At 40.2% G+C, this 11,827-nt stretch carries 22 protein-coding genes; 10 read left to right on the forward strand and 12 right to left on the reverse strand.

The features are described 5' to 3' along the window. Positions 1-3 precede the first annotated feature (3 nt). Genes CDG60_RS09775 through CDG60_RS09815 form a run of 9 tightly spaced genes read right to left on the reverse strand, consistent with a single transcriptional unit; the run spans position 4 to position 3,808 of the window. A complete protein-coding gene (locus CDG60_RS09775) occupies positions 4-399 on the reverse strand; it encodes a DUF559 domain-containing protein (RefSeq protein WP_087514147.1) in 396 nt (131 codons plus the stop codon). Continuing rightward, entirely contained in the window at positions 396-815 is a 420-nt protein-coding gene (locus CDG60_RS09780; protein WP_087514148.1) for a hypothetical protein, read from the reverse strand. Before CDG60_RS09780 ends, CDG60_RS09775 begins: the two co-directional genes overlap by 4 nt. Beyond that, entirely contained in the window at positions 815-1,021 is a 207-nt protein-coding gene (locus CDG60_RS09785) for a helix-turn-helix domain-containing protein (RefSeq protein WP_087514149.1), read from the reverse strand. The genes CDG60_RS09780 and CDG60_RS09785 overlap by 1 nt, the downstream gene beginning before the upstream one ends. Then, complete coding sequence (locus tag CDG60_RS09790) at positions 1,018-1,806, reverse strand: hypothetical protein (RefSeq protein ID WP_087514150.1); 789 nt, start codon at positions 1,804-1,806, stop codon at positions 1,018-1,020. Before CDG60_RS09790 ends, CDG60_RS09785 begins: the two co-directional genes overlap by 4 nt. After that, on the reverse strand, positions 1,803-2,687 hold the full coding sequence (locus CDG60_RS09795; protein WP_118868749.1) for a phage replication initiator YdaU family protein: 885 nt from the start codon (positions 2,685-2,687) through the stop codon (positions 1,803-1,805). The genes CDG60_RS09790 and CDG60_RS09795 overlap by 4 nt, the downstream gene beginning before the upstream one ends. Further along, entirely contained in the window at positions 2,684-2,980 is a 297-nt protein-coding gene (locus tag CDG60_RS09800; RefSeq protein WP_087514151.1) for a hypothetical protein, read from the reverse strand. Before CDG60_RS09800 ends, CDG60_RS09795 begins: the two co-directional genes overlap by 4 nt. Next, positions 2,977-3,231, reverse strand: coding sequence for a hypothetical protein (locus CDG60_RS09805; RefSeq protein ID WP_087514152.1), 255 nt, complete (start codon positions 3,229-3,231; stop codon positions 2,977-2,979). Before CDG60_RS09805 ends, CDG60_RS09800 begins: the two co-directional genes overlap by 4 nt. A 59-nt stretch (positions 3,232-3,290) precedes the next feature. Beyond that, positions 3,291-3,611 carry a helix-turn-helix domain-containing protein gene (locus CDG60_RS09810; RefSeq protein WP_087514153.1) on the reverse strand — a complete coding sequence of 107 codons (321 nt, stop codon included), beginning with the start codon at positions 3,609-3,611 and terminating at the stop codon, positions 3,291-3,293. Between the two features lie 8 nt (positions 3,612-3,619). Further along, positions 3,620-3,808: a hypothetical protein gene (locus tag CDG60_RS09815; RefSeq protein WP_087514164.1), complete on the reverse strand. Its 189-nt coding sequence runs from the start codon at positions 3,806-3,808 to the stop codon at positions 3,620-3,622. A gap of 133 nt (positions 3,809-3,941) precedes the next feature. Between CDG60_RS09815 and CDG60_RS09820 the strand changes: the two genes are divergently transcribed. The 9 genes from CDG60_RS09820 to CDG60_RS09860 all read left to right on the forward strand — a co-directional run bounded on the left by CDG60_RS09820 (position 3,942) and on the right by CDG60_RS09860 (position 9,421). After that, complete coding sequence (locus CDG60_RS09820) at positions 3,942-4,640, forward strand: LexA family transcriptional regulator (RefSeq protein ID WP_087514165.1); 699 nt, start codon at positions 3,942-3,944, stop codon at positions 4,638-4,640. A 196-nt stretch (positions 4,641-4,836) separates the two neighbouring features. Continuing rightward, the gene (locus CDG60_RS09825; protein ID WP_087514154.1) at positions 4,837-5,262 is read left to right on the forward strand and encodes a hypothetical protein; all 426 of its coding nucleotides are present in this window, start codon (positions 4,837-4,839) and stop codon (positions 5,260-5,262) included. Next, a complete protein-coding gene (locus CDG60_RS09830; RefSeq protein WP_087514155.1) occupies positions 5,262-5,810 on the forward strand; it encodes a hypothetical protein in 549 nt (182 codons plus the stop codon). The genes CDG60_RS09825 and CDG60_RS09830 overlap by 1 nt, the downstream gene beginning before the upstream one ends. Positions 5,811-5,821: 11 nt before the next feature. Further along, entirely contained in the window at positions 5,822-6,949 is a 1,128-nt protein-coding gene (locus tag CDG60_RS09835) for an ATP-binding protein (protein ID WP_087514156.1), read from the forward strand. Between the two features lie 12 nt (positions 6,950-6,961). Beyond that, positions 6,962-8,383: a hypothetical protein gene (locus CDG60_RS18405; protein ID WP_227542864.1), complete on the forward strand. Its 1,422-nt coding sequence runs from the start codon at positions 6,962-6,964 to the stop codon at positions 8,381-8,383. Then, positions 8,380-8,637 carry a hypothetical protein gene (locus CDG60_RS09850; RefSeq protein ID WP_087514157.1) on the forward strand — a complete coding sequence of 86 codons (258 nt, stop codon included), beginning with the start codon at positions 8,380-8,382 and terminating at the stop codon, positions 8,635-8,637. Before CDG60_RS18405 ends, CDG60_RS09850 begins: the two co-directional genes overlap by 4 nt. Then, positions 8,637-9,008 carry a hypothetical protein gene (locus CDG60_RS09855; protein ID WP_087514158.1) on the forward strand — a complete coding sequence of 124 codons (372 nt, stop codon included), beginning with the start codon at positions 8,637-8,639 and terminating at the stop codon, positions 9,006-9,008. The genes CDG60_RS09850 and CDG60_RS09855 overlap by 1 nt, the downstream gene beginning before the upstream one ends. Continuing rightward, on the forward strand, positions 9,001-9,171 hold the full coding sequence (locus CDG60_RS18185) for a hypothetical protein (RefSeq protein WP_160117023.1): 171 nt from the start codon (positions 9,001-9,003) through the stop codon (positions 9,169-9,171). Before CDG60_RS09855 ends, CDG60_RS18185 begins: the two co-directional genes overlap by 8 nt. Further along, positions 9,164-9,421 carry a hypothetical protein gene (locus tag CDG60_RS09860; RefSeq protein WP_171405449.1) on the forward strand — a complete coding sequence of 86 codons (258 nt, stop codon included), beginning with the start codon at positions 9,164-9,166 and terminating at the stop codon, positions 9,419-9,421. Before CDG60_RS18185 ends, CDG60_RS09860 begins: the two co-directional genes overlap by 8 nt. Positions 9,422-9,534: 113 nt before the next feature. Here the strand turns inward: CDG60_RS09860 and ybaK are convergent, their stop codons facing one another. Beyond that, positions 9,535-10,002: a Cys-tRNA(Pro) deacylase gene (gene ybaK / locus CDG60_RS09865; RefSeq protein WP_087514159.1), complete on the reverse strand. Its 468-nt coding sequence runs from the start codon at positions 10,000-10,002 to the stop codon at positions 9,535-9,537. Between the two features lie 289 nt (positions 10,003-10,291). On the opposite strand from ybaK, the gene CDG60_RS09870 reads away from it, so the two are divergent. Next, a complete protein-coding gene (locus CDG60_RS09870; RefSeq protein WP_227542865.1) occupies positions 10,292-10,783 on the forward strand; it encodes a lytic transglycosylase domain-containing protein in 492 nt (163 codons plus the stop codon). Positions 10,784-11,184: 401 nt separating this feature from the next. Here the strand turns inward: CDG60_RS09870 and CDG60_RS18410 are convergent, their stop codons facing one another. Both CDG60_RS18410 and CDG60_RS09875 read right to left on the reverse strand, forming a co-directional pair. Beyond that, positions 11,185-11,298 (reverse strand): hypothetical protein, encoded by a 114-nt coding sequence (locus CDG60_RS18410; RefSeq protein ID WP_087514161.1) that lies wholly within the window; start codon positions 11,296-11,298, stop codon positions 11,185-11,187. 238 nt (positions 11,299-11,536) lie between these two features. After that, entirely contained in the window at positions 11,537-11,773 is a 237-nt protein-coding gene (locus tag CDG60_RS09875) for a hypothetical protein (RefSeq protein WP_087514167.1), read from the reverse strand. Between the last annotated feature and the right edge of the window lie 54 nt (positions 11,774-11,827).

Below are 11,827 nucleotides of genomic sequence, written 5' to 3' on the forward strand. Positions count from 1 at the left end.
CCATCACTCCATCAACCGTCTGATTTCTTCAATCGCCTTACCGCTTTTCACCTGCTCAGTGCTGTATCGATACACTGAATAACCCAACAATGCAGCTGAGTTATATTTCTCCATGTCTGCTATATATCCTTTACCTCGTGTATGCCTCCCATTGCTCCAAACCCCACCCTCAACTTCGATCAGTATCTTTGTATCCACCAGGTGAAAGTCAGCCCGCCATTTGCGCTCCGGGTTAAATCGGAACTCCTGCACATATTCAATTTTGTGCGCTTTAAGGTGCTGAGATAGAACCGCTTCCCCCTCACTCACTGCTTTAATTTTTTTCACCGATACACAGCGCTTCACACGTCGTGGTTTCAGATAATTTGCTTTGTAGTCAGCTATCGAGATTGACTTCAATTACATGCCTCTACATCATCGATTGCTTGCCTCATTCGCTCTACTGTGCATGAATACCCAGCTGCAAACCGCTCGTTGAGCTTTTCAACACTATTGGTCTCGTACTCCTGTATCTGAGCTTTTGCACTTTGTAAGCACTTTTCAACACCAACAGATGACAAATTAAAAAAGTCCTCCAACAGTTTGTGACTCTCTACAATTTGCTTTAAGTCATAAACGCAAACATCAAGCCAGGCTTTTTCTTTACCTGCATACAACCCGATGTCAAAACAACAATCTGCACACGGGTCAAAAGTCTTGAACGTAAAGTTCGGATCACCCTCAAACTGCTCTACAGAGTTTTTTATTCGATCTACACCCTGTTCTTTGATAAATGCGTAAACCTCATCTTTAAATTCTTTTTCATGCTTAACCATCAGTTTGCCCCCTGTATTTCATTAATTCTTTTCCGAATCGTTGATCTTGAAATACCTAAAACCAGAGCAGCTTCAGATTGATTACCTCTGCACATAATCAGAGCCTCACTGATCAAGGCTTTTTCAACTGCTGCATAAGCCTTAGCCATTGCTCCACCCGTATGACCCTGGATGAGGTTTGCGGCATCTATTCGTGTGATCTTCATACCCCACTCTCCATCTGTCTGCGGATCCCGATTGGTACTACCACCCCATCTAGGTCACATGCATTCAGGTATGCAGCTTTGTCATCAAACGGATCCGGCCAGTACGTGTCAATTTCAGGCTGCTTTGCTTTGGCTTTCAGTTTTTGAGGTTTATGAATCTGCCGATTATTAACATTCAGCTTTTGCTTCAGTGCTTCCAGTGCACGCTGTGCTTCTTCTCTGACAACAGGTACATGCTCTTTTTTTTCATTGTTCCAGGTCAGTTGCTGTGGCTCCTGGTACCATTGCTGCACCCGTCCCTTCAGTTGCGCCTCAGCAAGATACTCATCATAGAGACGAACAAACTGACGCTTTGCTTCGTGCATTTCGCCATCAGTGATCAAAAGCATGACCTGGTCCAATGCAAATTTTGCAATCGTAGTAATTTCCTGGTACTGAAAAACGTCCTCAGAAATCTGCACTGGTTCGTGCTTCATGATCCGGGTGTATTCACAGGCTTTGACCCAAGCTTTCTGACTGTTCCACCAGTCCTGACCTACGCACAGCTCCTTGAACTCAGCAAAGCTCGGCATGAATTTTTTACCTGTCGTGCTGAGTAAAACAATTCCACGGTCAAACTGCTGTTTTGATACCCCCGTCAGCGAGTTGGCAACAATCTGTTCAACCATGGTCAATGGCACAGCATTAGGTCCATCAAACGGGAAGTTTTTATTGAACTGCGATGCATACAGCGTGCGCAGAGTTGCAATCAGAAACTTGATGTCTCCCTGGTTTAACTGATTCATGGCTGATACACCCCCATCTGATAACCATCCGGAGTGACATCAATCACATCGTCCGGCTGATGGCCATTGAACATGTTTGCAAAATAACCAGATTCAGAATGACCTGATGGCTGGACAGGAGTCTGTGTAAATTCAGGCTTGGGCTGAAATACTCCCTGATAATTCCCAATGATTGAGTTTTCCAGGGACTGATTTGCCAGTACTCCAAATGACTCCAGTTTTTTCAGAATCAATTTCACGGCGTTTTCAGAAATTGGTTTTTTATTGCTGTTGCGCATCCCAACAAACTGAGTCCACAAATCACGATTTACGTTTTCAGGTAATTCTGCCTGAGCCGGATCATAAGAATTTCCAGATTCAACTTTTGGATTTTCAGAAACACTCTGACTTTTTTTATTTATTTTTTTATTCTTTGTAGAGTTGTTTTTGATAGTGATACTTTGTGTGTAAAAAATTTTTACTAGCAGAGGTAAAATATTTTTACTGGTGTAGTTAAAATTTTTAACCAGCAGGGGTAAAGATTTTTTACCATCATTTGCCTGTTTTTTAGCTAGTAAAAATTCTTTACCAGGGAACTTCAGCACCAGTCCAATGCTCGTTTCTTCACCAAGTTTATAGGTGTTACCGTGAAATGTGCTTTGAAGCTCAACCACTAGCCCCACCTTTACGAGTTCACGAAGACACTTGATTACTGTCGGTCTGGACTTGCCTGTTATCTCTTCAAACTGAGTTAAGGAGATGGAATCCATCTCTTTGTTCCAGCCACGGGTCTTGCGGCAGATCACAAGATACAGCTTGCATGCCGCATCAGATATTTTCCCAAGCACTTCGTCTACAAAAGCATTGGGTACCTGGAATGAATTTGGAACAAACTTACTCATACCTCACCAACCTTAGGCTTCAAATACCCACCAAATGAAATAACCCTGTCAGCCCTAATCAGACTGGTGATTACCTGCTCTGCCAGCCAGATTGTGATTCTGAAGCGGGATGCCATTTTTTGAGACAGCTCAACCTTTGTCACGGCGGCATTCTTTTCGTCATAGCCTTTGCTTCGAAGATTGCTCTTTTTGCGTTCATAAACCTCTCTGAGCAACCTTAGTGTCGGCTCATAGAAAGACTGGATCTGTGCCTGCTGACGATGATCAGCCTGTTTTTGAAAATGACTGTTCATGACACCTCCGCTAAAGCCTGTTCAGCTTTGGTTAAGCGACGTTTAGCATTCAACTCCATAGCAGATGCAGTGCGTATCAAATGGCTAAGTGCAAAGTTTCTATTGCCATCCAACAGCACACCATCGCCCTGCACTTTATGTACAGTCATTAAGACATCCGGTTTATGTGGATCTGTGAAAACAACAACATCACCGGCAATAAAATCCTGTTGATTGTCTTTACTTTTTTGTTGTGCTACATTTGATTCCATATTCAATTCCCTCAAAGTGTTGAATTACCGAAAGCCTGATGTAAGAGATCAGGCTTTTTTTATTTAAATAAGATCCGCATATAGTCAGGCGAGCTAAAAGAATTACTAAGAAACACTCGTGTTGCCTCTGCAACTTCAGGCGAACAATAGACGTCATTTGCATTCACCACCTTTAATCCAACAGCGCTCAACAATCCGCTTAAAAGCTCAATATCCGTCAAGTTATTGGATCTCTTGTCATTTTTCATGCGTGAAAGCGTACTTGCATCCACCCCTAACTGCTCAGCAACCTTGCTTTGGTTGCTAGAATTAACAGCCTTCAAAATCAATGAAGCGTTATTGATAGCGCTTGCAGGTAGTTCAATTGATAATTTGCTCATGGTTATCCTTAAGCAGCACTTTCATTCTGAATATTTGGATTCAAAAACAAGTGTGGATATTGGAGTTTTACTTTTGCTGGTATTCCACGTGTCATCCAGTTCTGGACTCTTTGCTTATCTTTGTAGCCAAGTAGCTCAGCCACTTTGGTTGAGCCGCCAAGCTTTAAAAGGGTTTCTTTATCAGCTTTGATTGACATATAAGCCTCATTAAACATTTGTTTAACCAATATTAAACACAATGTTTATTAGTGTCAATTCATTTGTTTAACACAAAATGTTTACTTTATGGATAATTAAGATCTAATGTTTACTGATTTAATGGGCACTGAGATGAAACCTGAAATTGCGCCGCACGCGTCTGTAGTGCGGTTGCTTGAGGCAAGCGGATTAACACAAGAAGAAACCGCTAAAGCAATAGATGAGTCTCCGCAAACAATTACAAATTGGAAGAAACGCGGTGTATCTAAATCGGGGGCACTTAAGGCGGCAGCCAGTTTTGGTGTTTCTGCTAACTGGATACTTTCTGGCATTGGTGAAAAACATAACAACAATGTCAGTAAGGTGACTGAATGGGATGAAAATACGCCTATTGATAATGATGAAGTTGAGATCCCTTTCTATAAGGAAGTCCTTGTTTCATGTGGTTCTGGTTCGCTTGTTGAAATCATTGGAAATGAGACGCGAAAACTAAGATTAAGTAAGTCGACACTGCGGCAGTATGGGGTGGAAAGCACTAATGCTTATGCATTAACCGCATTTGGCGATTCAATGACCCCTGTTATTAATAATGGGGCAACTGTTTACGTAGATGTTGGGCGCACAAGCATAGTCGATGGGAAGATTTACGCTATTAATCATGGTGGTCTTTTTAAGTTTAAATACTTGTACCGTATGCCTAAAGGCGGCGTGCGCATTGTTAGTGCGAATAAAGATGAGTATCCAGAAGAAATCCTGACAGCTGAAGATATAATGGATCAAGATTTTTGCGTTGTTGCTTATGCATTTAACGTTCAAAACCCACTACCATAAACATTTTGTTTTTAAAGGGTCGCTTTTAGCGGCCTTTTTTTATTTCTGTTTATTGTGCTGAAAACAACAAAATACACATTTGTTTATTATTTATGTTGACTGATGTAAACATAGTGTTTACTATAAATCTCGTACCCACAAAAAAGCCCTGTTACTTTCGACGGACACAGGGCTTTGCAAACTTGCGAGATCAATTATGAACGTAAATTCAAAACCAATCAACTTTATTGCGGTGGCAGCCACTGCCGCGATATTCACAGCAGGTGCAATCGCATTTGCTTACCCACCTGAATACAGTCGCCCTGCTGCTGTTGTTCCAGATGTACAACCTGCTGTTACCACTGTTGCTGCTATGCATCTCAATGATGAATCAGGCACAGCGGTAGTCCGTTTAGATGGCTTCACACTTGATGTCAGCTTTGACTTTGAACGCATTGATGACTCGTTTGGAGCACCTGGAAGTGAGTTCACCAATGCCGAAATCACAAACCTCGCTATAGACAACGTCACCGATGAATCAGGCTACAAAATCCCTGATTTCACAGACTTCAATGACAATCGTGCAATCAATCAACTGCTCGTTGCTCACATGCTGCAGTTCAAACTTTTGGAGACTGTCTGATGATTAACGTAAAACAAACCATCTCTCCTGCAATGGTATTTGAGGCATTGGGGAAAGGTATAAAAATCGACTTCTCTGAAGTCGGCTGCAATGAGTGGACTGAAATCAGCAGCTCTGCACAGATATCTATTTCTGATATCTACAGTGGTTTTCTTGAATTTCGCTTTACACCTGGTATGGATAATTTCTTTGACCGAGACAAAAAGAACCGTGAATCAAACTATCTTGCGGCATTTGCAGGACTCGATGGTGATCGGAATGAGCGCTATCGGGTTGGGAAAAGAAGTACTTTTTATTACGTTTTGAAGCGTACTGATAATGACTCTTTTCCTCAGCAGCTGAAGGGGTTTGATCTTTATCTCGAGCAAAATGGTTCCTTGAAACTCGTAGATAAATCAAAAATCCAGGACTGGATTATTGCGGCAATCAGTAAAGCACGCACAGCCAAAAACAATGCTGAATACAATCAGATTCTTGAAGATGCCGGACATTTTTCCACACCGGAATATAAAAACTGGAAACGCAATCATCCACGTCGTAGCGCTTAAGGGGATTAATTATGGCTATTCCTATTATTACAGCTGATCAGGCTTTGAACGTAAGTGCAATTATCACTTACATCTATGCGGATCCAGGGCTTGGTAAAACTTCTCTTGGTTTCACTGGTGATAACGCTGTTTCCTTTGACTTTGACCGTGGTGCTCATCGTACCGGTGAGCTTCGTCGCGGAGCTGTTGTACCTGTTCAGCAATGGTCAGATGTGGCGAACCTTACTCCTCAGGATCTTGCTCCATTCAATACCATCGTTATTGATACTGTGGGTGCGATGCTTGAAAGCATTAAAACCCATTTACTCTTAACAGCAAACAACCGGCAAAAAGACGGGGCTCTGAAGCTTAAAGCTCAGGGTCTTGCAAATCAGACATTCAAGCAATATGTGAACACCCTGCTCAGCCTGGGCAAAGATGTCGTTTTCATTGCCCATGCTTCTGAAGATCAGAATGGGGATCAGGTGATTTACAGACCTGATCTCGGTGGTAAAAACCGTAACGAGCTATACCGTATTGCTGACATCATGGGCTATATGACCACAGTCACAACCGGCGAAGGTAAGAATGCCCGTGTGATCAGCTTCAAACCTTCACCAACGCATCATGCGAAAAACTCTGGCGCACTGGGTGGCGAAGCGGGTGAAGTGTGGGTACCGGATCTTAAGGAACATCCTGCATTTCTTGCTGAGTTGATTGCATCTGCCAAACAGCACATCAACACACTGACACCTGCACAACTTGCTCAGATCAAAGCATCTGAAGAACTTGAGAACTGGAAACAAAGCTGCAGTGAAGCAGAGCATGCCGGTGATCTGAATCAGCTGACTGAATCACTTCAGCTGCTCGTTGAATCCAAGCACATGTACGCAGAATCAATGCGACAGCTGATGTTGCTCAAGGCTCAGGAACTTAACTGCAAATACAACAAAGAGTCATCAAAGTGGATGAATCCACCTGAGTTTAACGCTATCACAGATGCTCAGCGTGATGAGCTTCAGGCGTTTATTGATGAACGTGGGCTTGATACAAAAACTGTCTGTGAACATCTGGGGATTGATGCTCTGACGCAAATTGATGCTGCTCAGTTTACGGCAGTAAAGACTGATATCGACAACCTGGCGAAAGAAAGCATATAAGGAATAATAACTATGAACACTTTAAACAGCAGTGAAGCATTTGCTGCATTAATGGCTGGTAAAAATATCCTGTGTCGTGCTGTCGGCGAACTAATGGATTTTGATGATCTGAACCAGTTTCCTGCCACTGTCTTTGCTATGTCAGGTTATGAATACTGTATCAAGCGTGATTCATTATCTTTGGCTGATATTCTCTTTACCAAACCAGTTGCACCTCATGAGCTTGAAAGTGGCCAGGAGATCTACATTGTCATGCCGACATGCATTCTACGCACGACATGCGACAGTGAACATGCTGATATCCGACTCAGTGTAGCGAATGGATTTGCTCAACTTGATGAAGAAAATGCAAAGCTTCAACTGCAAGCATTCGGTAAGACTTTCGGCAATATGATTTCTGAGATTGAAGTCAAAGACGGTTTTAACGATAAACCAAAGAAACGCACTCGTAGAACCAAAGCTGAAATCGAAAATAGCCAAAATTCAACATCAAATGATGTCGAAGAAAAGTCATTTCAGAGTCAGTCAAATATTCGGGGCATTGAACAAGATTCTTTTACTGCAGCATCACAGGTACCAGGTCAGAAGTTTATCGATATGTGGTTAAGCCGTGCCAAGGATGAGCCTACGCGCCGAAATCTTGATCTAATGAAAGCAAGCATGAATCACAACTGGGGTAAGTTGGATCATGATCATCAATTACAAGCCCGTCAAATATGTGCTGATTACGAGGCTTTAGTAGAACAAACTGAAAGCGGAGTGATTGAAACTGATCCTGCTAAATTAGTTGAAAAGTTCACGTCGCAAATTCAAAAATTTACTAAAACTGATGATGTGCTCTCATTCCGTCATGTGTTTTTGGCCAACGGTCACCTGGAGCGGGAGCAGCATCAACACTTATGCAAACTCACAGAAGACAAGTTGCTTGAGTTGGATCCTGAACAATATGCTGTCCGAGTGGAAGAACCTGAAGATGCTATCGCTAATCTCAAGAAAATGCAGATGGAAGCTGAAGCTCTCGTTATAGATCCTGCTGTTGAAGCAAAAACTCCTGAGCAATCTGTTCAATCAATCAAAGATGCTGAATATGAATCACTGTTCGCTGAACTTGAAGAACGTGCTCGTAATGCAACCTCTCCTGCAGAAGCGAATGCGCTTTATAAGTACACGATGAAATGGACTGAAGAACAAAGAAAGCCGTTGATGACCGTCATCAATGCACGGTTGCTTGAACTTAATCAGCAAAATAAAACTGAACCTACTGCTCCACCATCACTCATGGTCCAGATTCAGAATGCACCGGATCTGACTGCACTGGATGCTCTTGAGATAGATGTTTACTCACGTCACGTTGATATACAGCCAAAGTTGATGGGGTGTGTAAAACAGCGCCGCTTTGAATTGCAGAATCAGGCAAGCGAGGTGGTGTCATGATCTGTCCAGCACAACTGATCCCTGCTTTTACTATGTTTATTGCAACTGATGGCTACAAATGTGTCATCAACAAGATTGTCGGTGAGGCTGTATTCACTAAAGCAAATAAGCCTGGTCTTAAAATTGACAGATTTGGAAACATGAATGAACCAGCTCAAAAACGTTATGAGTTATTTCTGAAATTATGGCTAAAGAATGGCAAGGCTTTTGTGCTTCGTCTTCAGGCTCAAGCGATTATGTTGAAGGTGGCGTGATGGATATTCAAACTGAACAACAGGCTTTTGAAAAATGGGCTTTTCAAGCTTCTCATGGTTGGGCTTCATTTAATAAGGATTCTGACGGGAAGTACTGGCCAGATAAATTAAATCTTGCCTGGGGTGCGTGGAAGGCAGCAAAAGAACAGGCTGCTACAGATTGGATATCAGTTAATGATGTGGGTCCACCGATCGATGAAATGGTTTTAGTTTGCTGGAACCAGCATCCAGATGTAGAACCTGAAAAGGAATACATGTCTTTAGATGAAGACCTAAGCGAGTACTGGCCTAATTGCGTAGATGAACCGCCTACCCACTGGAGGAAAATTCCACCACCGCCAAAACAAGCACAGGAGCAAAGTCATGATTGATGTATGTGATGTTTGTGGAACTCTGTCTGATAATTGCACACATTATGAATCGATGATTATTTGTGATGTGTGTGAAGATGATTTTGATGGTATGGCCGAAGCAAACGATGCTTGCGCTGAATTGGGTGCTTACGATGAAGATCAGGAGCAAAGTCATGAGTGAACAAATGGTTAAAGGAAAAGATAGTGACTTACTTCAGGCGATCTTCAATGAAGTACAGGTTCTAAAGAAAACATTTACGCAGCAAAATGAGCGACGCGTAGGTCGAGCTGAGTTTGCAAAATTATTAAATATTGAACCTGAAACTCTGGATGCTAGGATTAGAGAAGGTCGTTATACAAAACCGCATAAGGATGGTCGAAAAAGTTACTGGCTCAATTCTTATGTCCAGTCTGTAGTTCTGGATATTTGATCTCATATAAAAAAACCACCGCTTAGGTGGTTTTTTTATGAGTAACATTTTTGTGAGTAAGATTGTGAGTAACATGATTTTCTAAAGCTAAAATTGACGGATAAAAATACCACTTAACCATCCACAATATCAGCAAAACTAGCACCTAAAACTTTTACCAAATCATTTGGGTCTATACCTATATCCAGACCACGTTTTCCACCACTTACATACACTTTATTCAGTACTTTTGCACTCTCACACACAACTGTTTTTAAACGCTTTTTTTGCCCAACAGGACTGATTCCCCCGACCAGATAGCCGGTAAGCCTTTCAGCATCTTTAGGATCGGCCATATGCAGTTTTTTACACCCCAAAGCATTTGCAACTTTCTTTAAATTCAACTGATGATTTACAGGTAATACAGCAACATAATAATTCTTATCATCAGTAACCATCAATGTTTTAAAGACTTCATGAACGGACAGTCCCAGTTTTTCTGCCGCTTCAAGCCCAAAGCTTTTCGCTGAAACATCATGTTCATATTCATGAACAGTAAATGCAATCTTTTGAGTACTTAACAACTTGCATGCAGGTGTCATTCTTATTTCCAGTTAAAACAGTCAATAAAGTAGAAAATGTCTAAAATTACTTTGAGTCATTATATCTGAGAAAGAGCTTTGTTAATTTCACATCCGAACATAAACCATCCAAAGCCTTTAACAAAATTAATAACTTAGACTATAAATACTCACTTGACTCAATCAGTATCAATTACTAGCATGATAGCAACACAATCAATAAAATCATTTGATTTTTCATATATTTTATCAATAGGCTATGACTTCACTTAAATTTCTTAATATCCAGACTGTTTTCTTATCAGTGGTAATGATCAGTCTTGCTGGCTGCTCATCATTAGGTGGTGGATCTATACAAAAGCGGGCATCAAAGTTATCAAATGGAATACAGAATGCCTATTCCGTTGCACCAGAAACAGCGAACAGGATATCCCCTATCATTGTACAGAATGCTGAAAAATACAGTGTTGATCCACTATTATTAGCTGCAATGATCCAACAGGAATCAAGTTACAGAAACTATGTGGTTTCCCCTGCAGGAGCAGTGGGTCTGACTCAGGTCATTCCCCGATACTGGCAAAAAACATGCCCTGGAGACCTGTTTGAAGAAAACACCAATATTAATTGTGGAACATATATCCTGGCAAAATACAATGATTCCGCTGGAAGCTGGAAGAAAGCTTTAGCCTGGTATAATGTCGGTCCGACGGGTTACAGCAACAGCTGGAAAATGAAAAGACAAGGTAAAAAATATGCCCGACAGGTAAAAGCGCATCAAAAAAATCTAAAAAATGCACTTTGATCTTTCAGACATTACATCTTTACACTTTGGTCAGTTTTTATTTTAAAAATCAATTAAATAACTGACCAAAGCTATAGACCATAAACATCAGCATACATGCTGAAGATAACAAAAATAAAAATTCAAACGTCTTCATATTCCACCTTTTTTAATTTAATTGAGGAGCTGAGATATTTTTATACGACTAAAAAATTTTAGACTAAAACCTATAAATTCAATAACTTGTATAATATAAAATGCTTAAAAAGAATTTACAGATACAATTCAGATACCAATATTACAAATAGTATCAATTAATTCATCATGCATCAACATAATTATACTTTTTGTGATAAAAATCACAATATAGATTTTTCAATAAAAAAATCTACCTCTTGGTGGCCAGATGAAAGACTGTTCGACTATGCAGGATTGATTAAGTAAAAATAAATGACCAAAGAAAGTAAAAGCATACTGGCAAAGGCAAGATATGTTCCACTTGTATTAAAACTTTTTAAAAATTTTAAAATTTCCATAAGAAAGAAGACGACCTAAAAAACAATTTTGCAATTATAAAAGCAATCTTATGAGAACAACAACATTGAATTCAGTATTTATTTTTATTAAAAAGTAAAATTTGTATTTATCATTTACAAATGGCAACCCCACTCTATTAATTAGCATTACTAAACAATAACTTGGATAACCATTCAACAACTGTTGTAAATATAGAGTAATAAATCATATGATCTATTACTCCATTATTTATTTCAATTAACTGACCATTGCTATAACTTTTACTAAAATTGTCTGGCTTTCAGTATTTTCATCAATATTATGTAAACGAGTAAGCTCTTTACTTAGCACTTTGAAACTATGACTCTGATATTTGATAACTTCAGGAATTCGGTCAAAATATGTTGCATCTTCCTTCAATTCTTCCTGAAATAATGGTGTTCCCAACTGATAATCTTTACTTTTCAAGACAATATATTTTACAGTTGTATCCATAATTAAACCCATACTATTAAAATTCTTTCTTTCTAGTAATAACAGTTTTTTTAA

The organism is Acinetobacter chinensis, assembly GCF_002165375.2.
In the GTDB taxonomy this organism is placed as follows: domain Bacteria; phylum Pseudomonadota; class Gammaproteobacteria; order Pseudomonadales; family Moraxellaceae; genus Acinetobacter; species Acinetobacter chinensis.